Origin of the sequence: Acetoanaerobium sticklandii (assembly GCF_000196455.1) — a bacterium.
GTDB lineage: Bacteria > Bacillota > Clostridia > Peptostreptococcales > Filifactoraceae > Acetoanaerobium > Acetoanaerobium sticklandii.
The window spans coordinates 58,002-77,547 of record NC_014614.1 but is presented as its reverse complement, the minus strand read 5'-3'; the positions used below and the strand labels follow the sequence as shown (position 1 = coordinate 77,547).

At 33.7% G+C, this 19,546-nt stretch carries 14 protein-coding genes and 1 other annotated feature; of the genes, 6 read left to right on the top strand and 8 right to left on the bottom strand.

The genetic code is table 11. From position 1 onward, the window contains the following. Positions 1 to 56: 56 nt before the first annotated feature. Positions 57 to 1,577: a glutamate/gamma-aminobutyrate family transporter YjeM gene (gene yjeM / locus CLOST_RS00470; RefSeq protein ID WP_157858270.1), complete on the bottom strand. Its 1,521-nt coding sequence runs from the start codon at positions 1,575 to 1,577 to the stop codon at positions 57 to 59. A 394-nt stretch (positions 1,578 to 1,971) separates the two neighbouring features. On the opposite strand from yjeM, the gene CLOST_RS00465 reads away from it, so the two are divergent. After that, the gene (locus CLOST_RS00465; RefSeq protein ID WP_013360278.1) at positions 1,972 to 3,279 is read left to right on the top strand and encodes a Y-family DNA polymerase; all 1,308 of its coding nucleotides are present in this window, start codon (positions 1,972 to 1,974) and stop codon (positions 3,277 to 3,279) included. Beyond that, entirely contained in the window at positions 3,276 to 3,458 is a 183-nt protein-coding gene (locus CLOST_RS00460; protein WP_013360277.1) for a hypothetical protein, read from the top strand. The genes CLOST_RS00465 and CLOST_RS00460 overlap by 4 nt, the downstream gene beginning before the upstream one ends. Positions 3,459 to 3,521: 63 nt before the next feature. Here CLOST_RS00460 and CLOST_RS00455 read toward each other — a convergent pair whose 3' ends face one another. From CLOST_RS00455 to CLOST_RS00430, 6 genes are all read right to left on the bottom strand, one after another. Beyond that, complete coding sequence (locus CLOST_RS00455) at positions 3,522 to 4,334, bottom strand: radical SAM protein (RefSeq protein WP_013360276.1); 813 nt, start codon at positions 4,332 to 4,334, stop codon at positions 3,522 to 3,524. A gap of 20 nt (positions 4,335 to 4,354) precedes the next feature. Then, positions 4,355 to 5,806: an alpha-amylase gene (locus CLOST_RS00450; protein WP_013360275.1), complete on the bottom strand. Its 1,452-nt coding sequence runs from the start codon at positions 5,804 to 5,806 to the stop codon at positions 4,355 to 4,357. Positions 5,807 to 5,860: 54 nt separating this feature from the next. Continuing rightward, a complete protein-coding gene (gene serS, locus CLOST_RS00445) occupies positions 5,861 to 7,138 on the bottom strand; it encodes a serine--tRNA ligase (RefSeq protein WP_013360274.1) in 1,278 nt (425 codons plus the stop codon). Positions 7,139 to 7,269: 131 nt separating this feature from the next. Continuing rightward, positions 7,270 to 7,482, bottom strand: a binding site (T-box leader). A gap of 77 nt (positions 7,483 to 7,559) precedes the next feature. Next, the gene (gene rbr, locus CLOST_RS00440) at positions 7,560 to 8,162 is read right to left on the bottom strand and encodes a rubrerythrin (RefSeq protein WP_013360273.1); all 603 of its coding nucleotides are present in this window, start codon (positions 8,160 to 8,162) and stop codon (positions 7,560 to 7,562) included. Positions 8,163 to 8,529: 367 nt separating this feature from the next. Beyond that, positions 8,530 to 9,423 (bottom strand): mechanosensitive ion channel family protein, encoded by an 894-nt coding sequence (locus CLOST_RS00435; protein WP_013360272.1) that lies wholly within the window; start codon positions 9,421 to 9,423, stop codon positions 8,530 to 8,532. Between the two features lie 15 nt (positions 9,424 to 9,438). Beyond that, positions 9,439 to 12,237 (bottom strand): UPF0182 family membrane protein, encoded by a 2,799-nt coding sequence (locus tag CLOST_RS00430; RefSeq protein WP_013360271.1) that lies wholly within the window; start codon positions 12,235 to 12,237, stop codon positions 9,439 to 9,441. Between the two features lie 748 nt (positions 12,238 to 12,985). Here CLOST_RS00430 and CLOST_RS00425 point away from each other — a divergent pair. Both CLOST_RS00425 and CLOST_RS00420 read left to right on the top strand, forming a co-directional pair. Continuing rightward, positions 12,986 to 14,491 carry an alkaline phosphatase gene (locus CLOST_RS00425; RefSeq protein WP_013360270.1) on the top strand — a complete coding sequence of 502 codons (1,506 nt, stop codon included), beginning with the start codon at positions 12,986 to 12,988 and terminating at the stop codon, positions 14,489 to 14,491. Positions 14,492 to 14,594: 103 nt separating this feature from the next. Continuing rightward, positions 14,595 to 15,761, top strand: a complete 1,167-nt coding sequence (locus CLOST_RS00420; protein WP_013360269.1) for a YibE/F family protein — start codon at positions 14,595 to 14,597, stop codon at positions 15,759 to 15,761. On the opposite strand, the gene CLOST_RS00415 is transcribed toward CLOST_RS00420, so the two are convergent. Further along, on the bottom strand, positions 15,758 to 16,852 hold the full coding sequence (locus CLOST_RS00415) for an alanine racemase (protein WP_013360268.1): 1,095 nt from the start codon (positions 16,850 to 16,852) through the stop codon (positions 15,758 to 15,760). The two genes, CLOST_RS00420 and CLOST_RS00415, sit on opposite strands and share 4 nt — an antisense overlap. A gap of 187 nt (positions 16,853 to 17,039) precedes the next feature. Between CLOST_RS00415 and CLOST_RS00410 the strand changes: the two genes are divergently transcribed. Then, positions 17,040 to 18,515 (top strand): aminotransferase class I/II-fold pyridoxal phosphate-dependent enzyme, encoded by a 1,476-nt coding sequence (locus CLOST_RS00410; protein ID WP_013360267.1) that lies wholly within the window; start codon positions 17,040 to 17,042, stop codon positions 18,513 to 18,515. A gap of 590 nt (positions 18,516 to 19,105) precedes the next feature. Next, positions 19,106 to 19,537, top strand: coding sequence for an adenosylmethionine decarboxylase (speD, locus tag CLOST_RS00405; RefSeq protein ID WP_013360266.1), 432 nt, complete (start codon positions 19,106 to 19,108; stop codon positions 19,535 to 19,537). The last annotated feature ends 9 nt before the right edge of the window (positions 19,538 to 19,546 follow it).

Below are 19,546 nucleotides of genomic sequence, written 5' to 3'. Positions count from 1 at the left end.
TTGGGTTTTAAGTAATATAGCTTTTATATTTCTAGTAAATCTTTTGCTCTTAATTATTATGCTACTTTTTTATTTGATTCTTTGCCCATTTTCTTTTCATAGCTAGAGTACATTACTAATGCTACTACTGTAAAGAATGCTGGTCCAGCTATACTCCAAATAGTAGAGCTTAGGTCTCCTTTTAGAGCTGGATCTATTATTGTAAAGAAGTTTGCAAATCCAACTGTAAATACAACTATTATACTAGCTATTTTTGCACTTGATTGAGTTTTGTATATAACAAATGGCTTTTCAATTTCTTTTTTAGCCTTGAAGCTGATGAAAGCTCCAGCTATGAACATATATGGAAGAGTCATTGCAACGTTTGTCATCAGTACTAGCTTTGTAAAGAATGCAGACATTGCATCTCCACCAAATGATACTAAAAATAACATTACAGATACTGCTGTGCATTGTAACCACATAGCTGCTTTTGGCATTCCGTCTTCTACTTCAGACATTCTTCCTGGCCATAATTCCTTTGGTGTTCCTTCGATTAGTTGCTTTAGTGGAGCGTATGTAAGTGTGAAGTATGCACCCATAAGTGCTAATACCATAGATGCTCCTACGTATCTAGCCATCCAGTTACCCATAGAAACAGATACTGCTTCAGTAGCACCAAATGCTTGTCCTAATTGATATCCTAAGTTGTTCATTATTACATAAGCGGCATTACCCATATGTACGTTTTCAGAAGATAGTACGTTTGTCCAGTTTACGAATACTCCGCAAAGCAGGATTCCAAGTGCATATCCTATAGAAATTACTATTGCTGCTATTGTTAAGCCTTTAGGGAAAGTAACCTCTGCATTTTCAGTCTGGTCAACCAGTCCTCCAACTACTTCAGTTCCTCCAAAAGCAAAGATTGCAAATACTAGAAAAGCAAGTATTGCTATAGGTGATTGGTAAGCTGCATTAGGAGATGAAATAAATGACTCTACTCCAGTTATAGGCTGAGCTAATTGTCCGCCATTTCCTATAAATACAGCTATTGCTCCTATAATAAGTACTACGTTTAAGAATGTTACTGCGATTCCACCTACTGATGTAATCTTTTTGATTTTATCAAGTCCTTTTGTAGATACAAAAGTAACCATAAATACCCATAGGATTCCAAGAATTCCTAAAGTTTGTGTTGATGAAAGTCCAAATAATGACCATGTAGATGTAGTGTCAGTTCCGAAGATAGCATTTGAGAATACTACCCAGATTCCAGAGCCTACGTTTACCATCCAAATTATGTATGAAGCATACCACATAAATGTTCCTACGAAAGCGTATTTAGGTCCTACAGACTTTTCCATCCATGAATAAATGCCACCTTTTTCATTTTTGAAAGCTGCTCCGTATTCCGCCATCATAAAAGCAAATGGTATAAAGAATGTAACTGCAGAGATTATGTACCAAGGAATAGCACCGTATCCCATAAGGAAAAACGATCTAGGCATGTTCGCAAATCCGAACACTGAAGTAAAAATCATAAGTATTAATGATACCAGTGTTAACTTTTTAGAGTTATCTTTACTCAATTTCTTCATTCCTTTCGTAATGTTTAGAATTTTTTAAATTTTAAATATTTATAATATAAAAAACATTAGTGTGGCATATAATATTTTTTATACGGATTAATTATAAAACTAGTATGTTATTTTTGCAACAATATAATGCAAAATTTTACTCAAATCGTTATACTCGAAATATTTAATCTAATGAATTTATTCTTTATTTTTTGTATATTTTAAATTAGTCGAATATTGCGCCTATTGTAAATAAGAGATAATTGATGTGATTCATAATTTAAATAAATTTTTAAAATACACTTCAATTACATAAATTAATTTAAAAATTTATCGTTAAATATTTATCTATATTTATTAACGCTTTACAGAACATACGTTCTTGTTTTAAAATGAATATGAGGGAGTGATTTATATGGGCGAAGATATAGATTATTCAAAGCTACCTAGAAGAGATGTGCTATGCATTGATGTTAAGTCTTTTTTTGCATCTGTAGAAGCAGTAAGACGAAAGATTCATCCTCTAGATGCTTATATTATAGTTATTTCTGATTTTGAAAGACCTGGAGCAGTAGTTCTTGCTTCTTCTCCTAAGGTAAAGAAGGAATTTGGTATTAAAACTGGCTCAAGAAAGTTTCAAATACCAGAAGATCCAAAGCTAATGATAGTAGAGCCCTCTATGAGTCTTTATCTTGAAATAAATCGCAGAATCTGCGATATTTTCAGAAGGTTTGTAGCTGATGAGGATTTGCTAGTATACAGCATTGATGAAGCTTTTTTAGATATTTCTGCAACTAGGAAATTATTTGGTGAGCCTTTAGAAATTGCAAGAAAAATCCAAAAAATTATATGGGATGAGCTTAAACTAGTAGTGTCTGTTGGAATAGGAGACAATCCTCTGCTTGCCAAGCTTGCTCTTGATAATGAAGCCAAGAATAATAAATCTCAAATTGCCTACTGGTCTTATGAGGATGTGCCTCGCACTGTATGGAGGATTCCAAAGCTCACTGACATGTGGGGAATTTCTTACGGCTATGAAAAGAAACTAAATGATTTAGGAATAAAATCTGTATATGAACTAGCTCACCGTAATCCACTTTTTTTAAAGAGCTATCTAGGAATCATGGGCCTTCAGCTTTACTATCACAGCTGGGGTGTGGATTACAGCAGAATCTCAGAAAAAGTAGAATCCAAGCACCACAGCTATAGCAAGGGGCAGATGCTAATGAGAGATTATGATTCTAAATTAGAGATTATGGCTGTACTTAGAGAGATGGTTGAGCAAATCTGTATTAGGCTTAGGAAATACGACATGGTTTGCGAGGCTGTGAGTCTTTATATCAGCTTCTCTAAGCACGAGGCTAGCTTTGGATTTAAAAAAACCAAAAAACTTCCTAGAGCTACTAATCACACCTCAGAGATAGCGCTTTATTTCGATGCTATATTCGAAGAGAACTGGCGTGGAGAGCTAGTAAGACAAATCAACGTTTCTTGTGAAGAAGTAAACCCTGCTGAAGCTTATCAATTAGATTTATTTGGCTCTATACAGTCAGAAAAAACAAATAAAATAGATAATATTATAGATGAGATAAGAGAAAAGTATGGAAAGACTTCAGTATTTAGAGCTTATAATCTTTCTCATGGAAGTACATTTTTGCACCGCTCTGGTTATGTAGGTGGTCATAAAGGAGCTAGTAGCTTAGATAAGGAGGAGAAAAAATGAAGGAAATAAGGGGATATAATAAGCTAGAGATGCTTTATCCAGATAGGTGTATGCTCAAATGGAAACCTATGCTTTTGTCAGAGCATGGTGAAAAGCTTTTAGATCACAAACTAGAGGTTGAAAAATTAGAAAAAGATTTTAAAAAATCTTCAAAATCACAGAAAAAAGAATTATTATGAAAAAAGCATAGTATGTTAATTTATTTCATATCAAAATAATGATATTTTTTCATTGTGTAATTTTTAATCTAGCTTTGCTAAAAGTTTAGCTTTATCATCAGGTAGTGTTCCTAATAACTTAACTATATTTGTAGGATGAGTGGTATCAAATACCGTCTTCTCAATAGGATTAAACTTTTCAAGTAGTGTTTTTATTTCTAACAACCTCTCATTCCTGTCTGCTGGAATAAAATTACCTGAACTCACCATCTGAGCTAGGTCAGTATCATCAAATATTTGCAAATTCATAGTTATTATCTTATGAGACTTGAACTGACTTAGCATTTTTGCTGTCGCCAAAGCATTTTCTACAGATTTGCCTTTTCCTGCTATTCCATACATTATAATAGAATTAAATAAAAGTCCTGCTTTATTTAACTTTTGTGCTTGCTCTATAGCTTCATTTACAGTATGTCCTTTTTTCATGAGAATTAACGCTTCTTCTAGACCACTTTCAAACCCTATATAAAGCTGTCTTAATCCCATATCGTGTAGGATTGATAACTGCTCTACTGTATACATTGAGATATTTTTTATAGAGGCATAAGACGATACAAGTGCACAGTATGGCAAATATTCATGTATCAGTTCCAAAAGCTCTTTCATTTTTTCATAACCTATAGAGAGAGGCTCTGCTCCTACCAAAAATACCTTTTCTGTATATTTATATCCGTTCATAAGCTGAGCCTTAATATCAGTTAATGACACATGGGCAAATTTTTCACCTTTGTACATATTGCAAAAAGCGCATTTATTGTATGAACACCCAATGGTGACTGGGATTAACATATTTGTCATTTCATCAAGCGGATAGTGAATTCTCGCATCTGTATACATACTAATCTCCTTTGTAAGCCTTAATCTTTACAGATATAAACGCTTACTGAGCCATCACTTACTATAAATTTTCCGTTACCCTTTTCGTCGATTTCTACCTCAGCATCTGTATGACCTAGCGCATCAATCCAAATTTCCCCTTTATGCATTTCGCCTACATTCATGGTCTTTTCCCCAGCTTCTGTACTAGTCATTATGACTGAGCATCCTTTAGGATTCTCTTTATCTCCTAGTCTCACCCATCCTATGACATGTTTATGGTCTAAGTAGTCTTCTTGAATACCATAGGCATGGTTCATTCTTAGCTTTATAAGCTTGTCAAGCATATCTGGCAAAGGTCTGATTTTATTTTCTCCACGAGTTCCATAATAATCTCCATAGAATATACATGGATAACCATCTTTTCTAAGAAGTATTGATGCATATGCAAGAGGCTTGAACCATTGTTTTACATGTGATTCTAGAGACTGATTAGGCTGAGAATCATGGTTGTCTACAAAAGTAACAGCATTTAGTGGATATTTGCTCACTATAGTGTCATTAAAAAGCTGTCCCATATCAAAGTTGCTCGCATCATAAGATGCTGCATGGAATTTAAAATGAAGTGGTACATCAAATACATCTAGCTGGTAATCCACTTCGCTCAAATAGCTTTCTATAGTTGGCATTTCAACTGACCAATATTCTCCAACAGCATAGAATTCTTCGCCAAAATCTGCTCTACTTTTTAAAACCAAGTCTTTTATAAACCAGTCATTGATATGCTTGATAGCATCTATTCTAATTCCATCTACTTTAGTTTCATTTATAAACCAGATTATCCAGTCCATAGTGCTCTTGTATACGTCTGGATGCTTGTAGTCTATATTTGTAAACATCAAATAATCATAGTTACCAAATTCCTCAGCTACATCCTGTGCCCAGTCTTTATTTTCTCCAAGGATAAGATATATTGCAGATTTCTCTGTTTCTTGATTATAATCAGTTCCATTAAAATGCTCCCATGACCATTTGAAATCAGAATATTTATTGTTTCTACCTTCAAAGTTAAACTTCGTCCAGCCTTCAATTTCATAAGGCTCCGATACTTCTTTGTTTCTATCCATAGGGTCGACTTCTACAGCCATGAACCTCTGAGTCTCATCAGCTGCAGCTTTATGGTTTAGCACTATATCTGCATACACTTTTATATTGTTATCGTGTAGCACATTTATGGCTTCTAAAAGCTCTTCTTTAGTACCATATTTCGTTCTGATACTGCCTTTTTGATCAAACTCGCCAAGATCGTAAAGGTCATAAATTCCGTATCCCGTATCATTTGTAGATGTAGCCTTCATGCAAGGAGGTATCCATATAGCCGTTATGCCTAGTTCTTTAAGATGATTTGCATCGTCTTTAAGTTTTTTCCATAGCCTGCCATCATCTTCTAAATACCATTCAAAGTATTGCATCATGATGCCATTTAAGCTCATAGCGTTCCTCCTTGCAAATGAAGACCCTAAAAATACAAACTACATAAAGTTATATTATTTTTTTATTATTTTATCTGTTCCCATGTATGGGCGAAGTACCTCTGGCACTACTACTGTTCCATCAGCTTGCTGATAGTTTTCAAGTATAGCGGCAAGAGCACGTCCTATAGCTACTCCAGAACCATTAAGAGTATGAACAAACTCAGGCTTAGATGCCTTGTCTCTTTTGAATCTAATGTTTGCTCTTCTAGCTTGGAAATCTTCAAAGTTAGAACAAGAAGAAATCTCTACGTATCTGTTGTAGCTAGGCATCCATACCTCTAGGTCATATTTGTATGCTGCAGTAAAGCCTAAATCCCCTGAGCATATACGAACTACTCTATATGGAAGTCCTAGTAGCTGAAGCACTTTTTCTGCATCTGCAGTAAGAGTTTCTAACTCTTTGTAAGAATCCTCTGGCTTTGTAAATTTAACTAGCTCTACTTTGTTAAACTGATGCTGACGGATAAGTCCTCTAGTATCTCTTCCAGCAGATCCAGCCTCTGCTCTAAAGCAAGGTGTGTATGCGCAGTATTTTGTAGTTAAATCATCGCCATTCATGATTTCGTTTTGGTGAATATTAGTAACTGGAACCTCTGCTGTAGGCACTAGGAAATACTCAAAGCCCTCTAGTTTGAACATATCTTCTTCAAATTTAGGAAGCTGTCCCGTTCCTATAAAGCTAGTACGGTTAGCAATAAAAGGAGGAAGTACCTCTGTGTAGCCATGCTCAGCTGTATGTGTATTTAGGAAGAAGTTGATTAATGAACGCTCTAATCTAGCTCCTAAATCTTTGTACAATGTAAATCTAGAACCAGTGATTTTCCCAGCTGCTTCAAAATCTAGAATATTGAGGTCTGTTCCTATATCCCAGTGTGCTTTTGCTTCAAAATCAAATGCAGTTGGCTCTCCCCATTTTCTTACTTCTAAGTTGTCTTCGTCAGTATCTCCAGTTGGTACATCTGGATGTGGCACGTTTGGTATTCTAAGAAGCTTTTGGAATAAGTCCTCTTCTACTTCTTTTACTTTATCGTCTAGATTTTTGATTTGCTCTGATAGCTCTTTTAATCTAGCCATAAGCTCATCTGTATTTTTTCCTTCTTTTTTATACTGAGGAATAAGCTTAGAGTCTACATTTTGCTCATTTTTTAAAGCTTCAACTTCTTGAAGAAGTTCTATACGCTTGTCATCAAGCTCTATTACCTCTTCAAAGCTAAAATCTTTTTCTCCTCTTTTTGCCATTAAAGGTTTGATTTCTTCTAAATCTCTTTTAATTCTTTTAATATCTAACATGTAAATCCCCCTCACTAAAATTAATATTTGATTTAGATAATAACTCAGTATTTACTAACTACCCATAATACAAAAGAATAATACTGATGTTATTATCAAATTTTGTGAAATCAAAAAAGCTCCCGTCCCTAAAAAGGGACGAAAGCTTATACTTCCGCGGTGCCACCCAAATTGTCTACAAAGACCACTTGAACCTGTAACGTAGGTAGACGTTATCTCCTAGAGCTAGCGCCTTCAAAGATAAAGCTCAGAAACGGATTCAAAAGCTTAGTACGTGAGTTTTCACCTACCACTCACTCTCTGTAGAACTTGGACTTTTTACTACTTTTCATCATAGCCTATACATATGATTTTGTATTGCTAAAAATTATATCACTTATATCAAGCTATTTCAATTGCAAAAATAAAATTAAATTTATATTTAGAATCTTTCGCAGTGAAGTTTAAAGAATGCCTTAGGCTGTTTACAGACAGGGCAGATATTTGGAGCTGCTGAGCCATCGAATATATATCCACAGCACATACATTTCCAAAGCTCTTTGTCTTCTCTTTTGAATACATTTTCAGCTTTTACATGCTCTGCAAGTGTACGATATCTTTCTTCGTGGTCTTTTTCGATATCTACTATCATTCTAAATGAAGCTGCTACCTTTGGGAAACCTTCTTCATCAGCTATTCTTGCAAACTCTGGATAAAGCTCAGTCCACTCTTCGTTTTCACCCATAGCTGCTGCTACTAGGTTAGTGTATGTATTTCCCATAACTACAGGATAATCCGCATCTACGTGAAGTGCTACTGGAAACTCTTCTCCCTCTAAGCCTGCTACTGCATGATCATAAAATATCTTTGCATGAATACGCTCGTTGTCAGCTGTCTCGTTAAAAACCTCTGCGATTCTCATGAAGCCTTCTCTTTCAGCTACTTCTGCAAACATATTGTATCTGCCTCTAGCTTGAGACTCTCCAGCAAATGCTTTGATAAGATTTCCAAGAGTTCTTGTACCTTTTAATGATTTTTCTGCCATGATATTACCTCCTGATAAAGTTATTTTGGTCAGACGACCTCTAATTCACATTTACCCACTAATATAGCTAAAAAACAGCTATATTTATGATTATAGTATAAAATCTGTATATTTTCTAATATAAATTCCAAAATCCATTATTTTTTTATTATTATTCTAAATTTATTTTCAAGATAATCCAATATTTAAAATTAAATTGTATTTATTACATTTGATATGTTTATATCACTATCATAAAAAACAGATTGAACTTTTAATAAAAAATTCAATCTGCTACTTTACTTTTAATATAGCAAGCTACTAGAAATCTGAGATACATCTTTGATTTCATTAAGGTGAGCTCACTTGAGATATTTTAATTTTTATCTTAATCTAAGTTTTTCATGTAAAGCATTCTGTGAGGATATGGAATTTGAATGTTATTAGCATCAAAATCGTCCTTTATCCTTTGCATTATTCTATAGTATGCATTCCAGTAATTCTCATTTTTTACACTAGGTAATGCGAATATCTTTATACCACTCTCTCCAAATTCTCGAAGCGCCACTGTAGGTTCTGGTTCATCATAAATATCTGGGTCCTCTTTGAATATAGTTTTTATTAGCTCGATAGCTTTTTTATAGTCTGAATTGTAATCGACCTCTATCATAAGCTGAATTTTCCTATCTATAGCAGAAGAAAAGTTCACTACATTCTCAGATGTAAGCTTTGAGTTAGGAATTATTATTTTTCTATTGTCTACTGAGTATAAAATAGTATTCATAATTTGGATTTCATTTACGCTTCCAGACACCCCAGCTGCCTCAATGAAATCTCCTACTTTAAAGGGTTTAAATATAAGTATTAATATCCCTGATGCAAAGTTAGAAAGATTATTTTGAAGAGCTAATCCAATAGCAAGTCCTAGTGCTCCTATTGCCGCTACAAATGAATTCGTAGGAACTCCTATCCTTCCAAGAGCCGCTATAGCAACTATTATAAGAAGTAGAAAATAAAGTATCTGCGATATAAATCCTATAGCAGATGGATCTACATTTGATTTTCTCATGATACGCTTAGACAAATTCCTTACGTATCTAGCAATATAAAGTCCAACTAAAAATATCAATATTCCTATTATTATGTCCATCCCATAAGCTAAGAATAGCGCCTTTAAGGTTTTTATTAAATTAAAACTTTCTTCTACTGCTGTTTGTACTTCATCTGTGACAGCCTCTGTGACTTTCTCTGTTACAGCTGCCAGATTGAAATAATTAATCATCTAGTGTCACTCCTTTTACTGCTCCAAAAGCTTAAGAATATTTCCAAGCTCGTTTATTTTCTTTTCGTACTCACTTAAGCTTCCTGATTTCAAAGCTTCTTGAGCTTGCTCATACAGTTCATTTGCCTGCTTTATAAGCCCAGCCTCATCCTCTGGTAGAGGACTATCTACTGGCATCTGCTCTATATCAATAGGTTCATCACTTACAGACGATTCTATCTGCTTATTTGGATCTGACGGACCTCCAAACAAGCTTGTAAGCGCTTTTTCGAGTGTATCTTCCATAACTACTTTATCATTGTAAGATGCTATTATTCTTCTAACCTCAGGTATAGCTTTTTCCGAATCAGCTCTGATATAAAGTGGCTCAATATATAAAATAGAGCTATTTATAGGTATTGTTAATATATTGCCCCTTAGAACCTGAGAACCTCTGCTATCCCATAAAGAAAGATCTCTAGATATAACATCGTTATTACTTATTCTGGCTTCTACTTGCTCTGGTCCAATTATAGTCTTGGATTTTGGAAACTCATACAGCTTCAGCTTGCCATAATTATCTCCATCATTTCTAGCTACTAAAAATGCTGTCATATTTTGTTTTCCTGTAGGTGTATATGGTATGCTCAGAACAAATTCAGGCTTGCCTTCACCTGGAAGCTCAAAAGTAAAGTAAAGAGATTCCATCTCCTGAATTTTGTCTTGATAATTCTGCTTTGCTATTTCCCATTTGTCTTCACGATTATAGAATATATCTGGTTGATTTGTGTGGTAGGTTCCATACATCTTAGCCTGAATGTCAAACATAGTCTGAGGATATCTCAAATGTGATATGAATTCTTTTGGCATATCTGACATAGGCTTAAATAGCTTAGGAAAAATCTTCGAATAGGTCTCTACTAAAGGATCTTTTTCATCTACTATATAGTAGTTTACATCTCCATTATAGGCATCTATTATTACTTTAAATGAGTTTCTTATATAGTTTGCATTTTCATTAAAAGGCTCTGCATAAGGAAAATATTTTGTAGTCGTATATCCGTCTATAATGTAATAAATCTTTCCATTTACAACTACTGCATATGGATCCTCATCATAACTCAAAAATGGAGCTATTTTATTTACTCTATCCATAATATTTCTGTTTATTATAATCTTGCTATCAGAATTTACTCCACCTGAAACTAAAAGCTTAAAGCTTCCTTCTCTGATTGAATATAGTGCTTTGTTTAAAAAGTTAAGCTTAATACCAGCTGTTCCTTGATATTTGGTGGTTTGAAGTTCTTCACCCATTGGATAGTCAAATTCTTGTTCATCTGTATTTACTACTACATAATCATTTGTAAGCTCTCCGAAATAAATCTGTGGTACAGTAACCTCTAGCTCTTTATAATCTGAAACTGGAGGGACATTTCTTACTACCATACTAGGCTGTCCAGATGAAGTTACTTTGTTTACAGGAGACATAGTAAGGCCGTAACCATGAGTATATTTAAGATGCTGGTTTACCCAGGTTTTAGCATTGTCGTCAAGAGCCTCTTTATCTAGCTCCCTAACAGATAGAAACATCTGAGTAAGCTTTCCATCGATTATATACCTATCTATGTCCACATCGTGAAATTTATAGTAGTTCCTAAGTCCTTGTAACTGGTTATATGCTTCCTTAGTAGGTCTGTAATCGTTTAAGCTTATATTACTTATAGTATCTTGGTTCTCAAGCAAGTCATCATAAGTTAAATCTTGATCTACAGAAAAGTTCTCTACGTCTATGTCATCAAGTCCATATGCCATCTTAGTGTATTCCAGACTGTTAGTTATATATTTTCTCTCTCTTGCCAATTCATTAGGTGATACTATGACAGCTTGGACAGCAATCTCAGCTCCTAGGCCTAGAAGGTAAACAGCAACAAGAGCTATAGGTCCAATAGCGGCTAATTTCTTATTTCTTTTATATCTTGCTAATATAAGTGCTATTGCCGATGCAATGCTTACTACCATTTGAATTCTATATACACCTAGAGTTACATTGATGTCAGTAAATCCAGCTCCATATATAGCTCCAGTTTCTGAATATAAAAGTGCAAATGAAGCTAAATAGCTTCTAAGAGCTATTATTACAAAAAACACTACCCCAATTAGCATAATTTGATCTAAAGCCAATTCCATTACTCTTTTTTGAAGACTTACAAAGCTATTCTCTGTTCGTAACCGTCTAATTTTACTACCCAATTCTTCCTTATCCATAGGCTGTCTTATAGAAATAAGTACTATATAAATAACTATAGTTATAAGCATTAAAAATATAATAAATCCAAGTAAAAAAGTGAATATTTCTGTTACTAGAGGAAGAGTAAATACATAAAAACCAATATCCTTTATAAAAATAGGGTCTTTTATATTAAAAGAAGTGGCATTTATGAATTTTAGTATTTGCATCCAAAAAGAACCTGCTATTCCAAATGAAAAGAATAGTGCAGTCAGAACAGATACTACTCCCATAGTTTGATTTAAAGTTTTTTCTTCATCTTTTGTAGTCAGTATGTTCATATATTTATAATAGTTACTCTTTATGCGCTGAAGATATATATACATAAACACTGTAAACGCAACAAAAAAAGGTATTCCTATATAAAGCTTTGCAAATACCTGCTTAATATACGTAGATGTATATCCTACTTCTTTGAACCATAAAAAATCTGTCCAAAAATCAAGTAGTTTTCCAAATGATGAAATAACTGCAATAATCACCATAAAAATTATTGTAATAGTTATTTTTTTAAAGGTTATTTTCTTTTTCGTCGATTGTGTCTCCATAATTGCCCCCATTTTATATAAATATACTATTGTTAATCTTCTAGGTTATTATTTACCCAAATATAACATAATGTATTCTCAATTAGAGTATATATTATACTTGAGGTTTTTAAAATGCTTTTCAAGGTATTAATTATATTTTTCTATAAATTTAAAAAAATCCAAATATTTTGTTTAATAAAATTTACTCGTGGTATATATACTATAAGTTCAATATAAAAGGAGCTGATTCCACCAAAATAACTCATATTATATGAAAAGATTTAGTGGCAATGCTTATTTACTTATTTAGTAGAAGGAGTGAAGGGCGTATGATTCCACCAAAAACGATAAGTGAGATTCAGATTTAAACCTAGTCTTTAGATTAAATTATTAATTTCTAACCACCCTTGAAAAAGGTGTTTATCTATAAATTAAAGATTTAGTTTATTTGATTATTGATATATTGAATTGAATTTATGGATTAAAGCTTTATTTAAAAGTAAAGTAAGTAACCTATAAAAGAATTGAAGTATTTAGATTTAAAACGAATTTAAAATATAAGTAAAGAAGACGCTGAGTAAAGCGTCTTCTTTTTTTAACTCAAATTTAAACTTAAATTCACTTATATTTAACTAACTAAGTAGTTTTTCATTCTATCATGAAATAAGAACTCCACTCATTGAAGCAATCAAAGATTGCAAATGAATTCGGGGAACCTTGTTGTATTTACAACAAAAGTACAATACTAATATTTAGGAGGAATGAAATGACTACTAGCAAAAAAATTTTATCGGCTTTATTCTTTGGTTTTATTATCATATCCTTGATAACAGCTCAGTTACTAGGGGTAAACACTCAAAGCTTTGCAGACAATTCTAACAGTATCAGCACTTCTTACAAGACTCCAAAGTACATATTCATGTTTATAGGTGATGGAATGAGCCATGTACAAGTAAATGCAGCTCAGGTCTACACTGGAAACAACGAAAGTGGCAAAGTGGCTTTAGGCGAGCTAGAGTTTACACAGTTCCCAATTGCTGGTATGGCTACTACGCAGGATTCTACTTCATTTTGTCCTGACTCTGCATCTACTGCTACCTCTTTTGCTAGTGGAGTTAAGACGCACTCTGGAGTTATAGGTAAAAAAGTAGACAAAACTCAAGATGCTAAAAATATCACTGAAATATTCAAAGAAAATGGTAAAAAAATTGGTATCATAAGCACTGTAACTATCAATCATGCTACTCCAGCTGCATATTATGCTCATGCTGAAAGCCGTAATCAGTATTATGATATTGCTATTCAAATGGCTACTAGCAATATTGATTATTTTGCAGGTGGAGCAATAAACAAACCTACTGGAGACAAAAAAGACCAAAAAGACGCCTATGAAATACTAGCAGAAAATGAATATACCATCACAAAAACTAAAGAAGATTTTGCTAAACTAGATAAAAATTCTGGCAAGATATATGCTCAGAGTCCAAAGCTTCAAGATTCTGGCTCTATGCCATATTCCATAGATTACAAGTCTGGCGATTTAAAGCTTTCTGATTTTGTAAGAAAAGGCATAGAAGTACTAGACAATGAAAATGGATTTTTTATGATGACTGAATCAGGAAAAATCGACTGGGCCTGTCATGCCAATGATGCTATGAGCACTATAGCTGATACACTAGAGCTAAACGAAGCTGTAAAGGTAGCTAAGGAATTCGCAGATAAGCATCCTGATGAAACATTAATCATAGTAACTGGTGACCATGAAACAGGTGGACTTACTATAGGTCAAGCTTACACAGGATATGACACAGCATTTAACCTTCTTAGAAATCAAAAAATGAGCTATGTAGCTTTTGACGATATGATAGCTGAAATGAAATCAAACGGACAAATCAAATCCCTAGATGATGTAATGCCTATTATAAATCAAAACTTCGGACTAAAAGCTCCATCAGATGGTAGCAGTGATTCTCTTGCTATGACTGACTATGAATATAAAAAACTCCAAGCTGGATTTGAAGAATCTATGAAGGAAGAAGAAGCTAGGACAGATAATCAAGAAGCTTCTATCATGTATGGAGGATATGATCCTCTAAGCGTATCTTTGACTCACATTCTAAATAACAAAGCTGGAATAGGCTGGACATCTTACTCTCACACCGGCACTCCAGTTCCAGTATTTGCTTATGGTGCAGGTGCAGAGCTTTTTAATGGTTCTTATGACAACACTGATGTGTTTTTCAAAACATTAAAAGCTGTAGGAATTAGATAAGCTTCATTATTCTAATAAAAACATAGCTCCCCCAAAAGTTATGTTGTTTATATAAAACTAAAAATGCCGGTATATTCCGGCATTTTTACATAGAGGTGAAAAATTGGATAAATTAAGTACTTCATTTAAAAAATCAAAAAAAGAAATTTTATTTTCTGCTTTATTTTTTATTATCATAGCTATTCTCATATTCATACCTACTGGTTTTGAAAAAAATATCTATGTTAATGCTGAAGGCGTACGAGCTAAAATAATTGATGTAGATAATACAAGTATTTATAACACTGGAATGATAAATCAAGGGGAACAAACTGCTACTATAAAAATTCTAAGCGGAAATCACAAGGGCAAAGAAATCCAAGGCACAAATATGCTGACTGGTAAGCTAGAATTCGATAAGTTTTTTGAGCCAGGCGATACAGCTTGGGCTCTTATTGAGCAAGACTCCTCAGAAAAAATAATATTTGCAAATCTAATAGATCATTACCGCATAGGAAATGAAATACTTCTAGTTAGTGTATTTGCAGTTTTGCTTATCGTTTTTTCTGGTTTTACTGGTGTACGTACTTTACTTAGCTTTTTGTTTGCCCTTCTTAGCATATGGAAGATTCTCATTCCGCTTATGCTAAAAGGATATTCTCCTATTTTAGTTTCTCTTTTTGTTGGAAATGCACTTACTATAACTACTCTACTATTAGTAGGAGGCTTTACTAAAAAGTCTTATGCCGCAATTATAAGCTCTATATCCTGCTCATTTATAACTGCAATAACCGCCCTAGCCTTTGGTCATATTTTCGAGATAAATGGTGCTGTAATGCAGTGGAGCGAATCTCTTATATATGCGGGATTCAAAAATCTAGACCTTACAGGAATTCTATACGGTGGAATCTATTTAGCTAGCTCTGGAGCTATACTTGATTTAGCTATAGATATATCCTCTGCTCTCGAAGAAATCCAAATCAATCACCCAAAAGTTTCTCGCAAGAGTTTATTTGATTCAGGTATTCGTATAGGAAAATCAGTAGTTGGAAGCCAAACTACAACACTGCTCCTTGCATACATGGGTAGCTACATCTCTGTAATGATGGTCTATATGGCACAAGGAACAAATATCATAACTATATTTAACTCAAAACCTATAGCCGCTGAAGTGCTTCATACCTTTGTAGGCTGTATAGGACTAGTACTAGTATCTCCACTTACTTCATTTGTAAGCTCTATATACTTTACACAAGTAGATAAGACTGAGGATATAAAAATCTCAGCTTAATACAAATATACTTTTTTAACTGAAGTCGAAGCTGTAAGATAAAGCATAGCCTGATAATAAAGTTCAAACTCTATTATATCTCCTACGTGAATCTCCTCTACTGCATCAGTTACATCTAGAATTACATGGTCACTACTGCTTCCTTCTACTGTTATTCCTTTTAATTTAGGAATCAGGCTGTCGTGATGCCCTATATCTTTTTTTCCTAGAGCTATAAGAGCTCTTTTTCTTATTCCCTTGTCTTCATACTCTGGCGTATTTCCAAAAGCATCTACAAATATCCTTCCAATAGGATGTGAGGGCTTCTCCTTTACCTCTATCACCTGTGCCTCAAGGACAAAAGTATCAGTGTGATAGCCTTCCATAGAATAACCCCATAAATCTATTAAATCTCTAGCTAAAAGCATAGCCTCTCCTACTCTAAGATGATTTATTCCTTTTGGCATCTTAGAATCAAATAGTAGTGGCAATGAAGTTGTAGCTCCTCCTGATACTATTTCTAGCTTTCTTCCTATAAGCGCTGAAATCTTTTCACTTATCTGAACTAATTTTCCTAGATTCGATTCATCAGGGCAGATTGCTCCAAAACAACCAAGATTAGTTCCTACTCCATACATATGAAGGTTATCTAGCTTAGTTTCTATATGTAGAGCTGTTTTTATTAGCTCTTCTTCATCAATATAACCTTCTCTTAGGTCTCCTAAATCAGCCATTAATATTACTTTATGAATTTTGTTTTGATTGTTTGCTTCTATATTAAGTGCTTCTAAAACTACTATTTCTGAGTTTAAACTTATTTCCGAGTATCTTACTACCTGCTCTACTTCGCAAAGCATAGGTACTCTAAGGAGCATCATATCTTCCTTTATACCCTCTTCTTTTAATTTTGCTAGCTTTTCTATTCTTGAATCAGCTATGCCCATGCATCCTGCTTTTATGAACTCTTTAGCTACCTCTTTAGAGGAATCGCTTCCTTTTACTACTCCAGTGATGTTTATACCATTAGTATTAGCAAAGCTTACTAGATTTTTTGCATTTTGATATATTTTCTTTAAATCAATCTGTAGATTTGGATAAGCAGTATTTTCCATAGCAAATCCTCCTTTATTGTCTTTAAGTTTTATTTTACTGTAAATACTTATAATTATAAATGAATTAAAAAGTTTAACATAAATAAATAAAATTTTACTTTACATTTCAAAATTTTTTGATAGAATTGAAACCATAGTACATTTTTGCAGTATTACTTTTTTTATTTCAAAATAAAGGAGTGATACTATGAAACAAAACCATGAAATACTGCCACTTATCGAAGCGATGATGCAGTATGATCAAAGAGACGTTGTGCCTTTTGACGTGCCCGGCCACAAGCACGGGCGAGGAACCAAGGAGTTGGTGGACTTCTTCGGTGAAAAAGTCATGAGGATAGATGTCAACTCTATGAAATGCCTAGATAATATAGGTAATCCAGTAGGTGTAATAAAAGAAGCTCAGCAGCTTATGGCAGATGCATACGACGCTGACCATGCTTTTTTCCTTACAAACGGTACTTCTTCTGGAGTACAAGCTATGATTATGAGTGCCTGCCAAGCAGGAGATAAGGTAATCTTACCTAGAAATGCTCATAAATCTGCAATAAATGCTCTTATATTAGGAGGCATTACTCCTGTATATGTTCAGCCTGAGATGAATACTCGTCTTGGCATAGCAATGGGAGTAACTGTTGAAAAAATAAAGGAAGCCATAGCTCTTCATCCTGATGCAAAAGCTGTCTTTCTTATAAATCCTACCTACTATGGAGCAGCTTCGGCGCTAAAAGATATAACCCAGCTATGTCATAAACATGACATGGCAGTACTTGTAGATGAAGCTCATGGAGCACATCTTCATTTTCATGATGAACTACCTATGTCCGCTATGGAAGCTGGAGCAGATATGTCAGCAGTAAGTCTTCATAAAACAGGAGGCTCTCTCACTCAAAGCTCAGCTCTTCTTTTAAAAGGAGACATCATAGATAAGGACAGAGTAAAAACAATACTTAACCTCACAACAAGCACAAGTGCATCCTATCTACTTATGGCAAGTCTTGATGGAGCTAGAAAAATCCTAGCTACAAGAGGAGAAAAGATGCTTACAGATACTCTAGAGCTTTCTAGAAGTGCAAGAGCTGAAATAAATGAAATAGAAGGTCTTTATGCTTTTTCTACAGAGCTAATTGATGCTCATGGTGTTTATGCTTTTGACGAAACAAAGCTTAGCATCAATGTAACTGGTATAGGGCTTACAGGGTTTGAGGTATATGATATATTAAGAGACGAATATAATATCCAAATGGAGCTAGGCGATATCAACAATGTGCTTGCTATCATAAGCCTTGGAGATACAAAAGAAGCCCTTTGCGCTTTAGTATCTGCACTAAAGGATATAAGCGTAAAATATAAAAAGCCTGAATTTGACTGTCAAGTTAAACCGCTAAAGAATCCTGAAGTTGTAATCATACCTAGAGATGCGTTTTACATGCAAAAGAAAATTCTTCCTCTAGCTGATTCTGTAGGTGAAATCGCAGGAGAATACATCATGGCTTACCCTCCAGGTATACCAGTACTAAGTCCTGGCGAGAGGATAACAAAAGAAATAATCGATTATATCGAAGTGCTTAAAACTCAAAAAAGCGTACTTACTGATAATCACGACCCTTCTGGCGAATTTATCAAGGTATTAAAACACAACAACGTGTCTTCAATAGCTATTTGAGATTAAGCTTTACTATGAAATGTTAATTCAAAGTTAGTTTTAAGACGTTAATTTCATATATAAAATTTATACAAAACTGTCAAAATTTAATTTTGGCAGTTTTATTTTTTTTGATTTTTTTCAAATTAATATCAAAATTAATATTCAATTTTTAACGAAATATTGATTTTTTAGCATTATTTTTATATCGAAATATATGAGTGAAATTTATATAAAACCTTTTCATAATATCTGCATAAAAGTTGGATAATTTAGTTTAAAAATTATAAGACAATTCTCTAAAATTCATTAGAATTACAACGTCTTCATTTTTGAAATTTTCTGATAAATTAATATGTAAATTTTTTGTTTTATTTTTGATTTAGGTGTTGACAAGCAGTCAAAAATGCTGTATTTTGTTTTAGTATTAATAAACTTAAAGTTTACTTTTAGTAAACCATATTTTAATTCAACTTAAGGTTTATCTATACGAAACCACCCCATAGATAAATATTAAGTTTACCAAAATGAAACTAATTATACTGCAAAATATACGTACTATAATTTTGCTATTAAACCAAAACTATTCTGTAAATAAAGGAGTGATACGTGTGAAAATTGAACAACTAGGAAGACATATTCTTGTTGAATTTTATAACTGTGATAAAGAGGTGTTAAATAACCATTCAGAAATTGAAAAACATATGAACGAAGCAGCTATTCGCTCTAATGCAACTATCGTGCAAAGTGCGTTTCATACGTTCAATCCATGGGGCGTAAGCGGTGCTGTTATTATTCAGGAGTCTCACCTTACTATTCATACTTGGCCTGAATTTGGATATGCCGCTGTAGACCTATTTACTTGCGGAGATAGTGTAAATCCTTGGATTGGCTTTGAATACTTAAGTAATTCTTTAAAAGCTGAGAAATGGGAAACTAGCGAAGTACCTAGAGGACCAGTTGATAAAATCAAAGCTTTTGCTAAAGAAGATTTAGGTGAGGTTCATTTCAAGCCTCAAACAGATTCAGAGATAGCATCTTAGGAGGTTTAT

What these genes read in the sequence shown, in the direction of transcription:
- CLOST_RS00425 (WP_013360270.1), top strand. Translation starts at nt 12,986, where the DNA reads ATGACTACTAGCAAAAAAATTTTATCGGCTTTATTCTTTGGTTTTATT.
- CLOST_RS00465 (WP_013360278.1), top strand. Translation starts at nt 1,972, where the DNA reads ATGGGCGAAGATATAGATTATTCAAAGCTACCTAGAAGAGATGTGCTA.
- CLOST_RS00410 (WP_013360267.1), top strand. Translation starts at nt 17,040, where the DNA reads ATGAAACAAAACCATGAAATACTGCCACTTATCGAAGCGATGATGCAG.
- serS (WP_013360274.1), bottom strand. Translation starts at nt 7,138, where the DNA reads ATGTTAGATATTAAAAGAATTAAAAGAGATTTAGAAGAAATCAAACCT.
- CLOST_RS00460 (WP_013360277.1), top strand. Translation starts at nt 3,276, where the DNA reads ATGAAGGAAATAAGGGGATATAATAAGCTAGAGATGCTTTATCCAGAT.
- CLOST_RS00430 (WP_013360271.1), bottom strand. Translation starts at nt 12,237, where the DNA reads ATGGAGACACAATCGACGAAAAAGAAAATAACCTTTAAAAAAATAACT.
- yjeM (WP_157858270.1), bottom strand. Translation starts at nt 1,577, where the DNA reads ATGAAGAAATTGAGTAAAGATAACTCTAAAAAGTTAACACTGGTATCA.
- CLOST_RS00450 (WP_013360275.1), bottom strand. Translation starts at nt 5,806, where the DNA reads ATGAGCTTAAATGGCATCATGATGCAATACTTTGAATGGTATTTAGAA.
- rbr (WP_013360273.1), bottom strand. Translation starts at nt 8,162, where the DNA reads ATGGCAGAAAAATCATTAAAAGGTACAAGAACTCTTGGAAATCTTATC.
- CLOST_RS00415 (WP_013360268.1), bottom strand. Translation starts at nt 16,852, where the DNA reads ATGGAAAATACTGCTTATCCAAATCTACAGATTGATTTAAAGAAAATA.
- CLOST_RS00435 (WP_013360272.1), bottom strand. Translation starts at nt 9,423, where the DNA reads ATGATTAATTATTTCAATCTGGCAGCTGTAACAGAGAAAGTCACAGAG.
- CLOST_RS00455 (WP_013360276.1), bottom strand. Translation starts at nt 4,334, where the DNA reads ATGTATACAGATGCGAGAATTCACTATCCGCTTGATGAAATGACAAAT.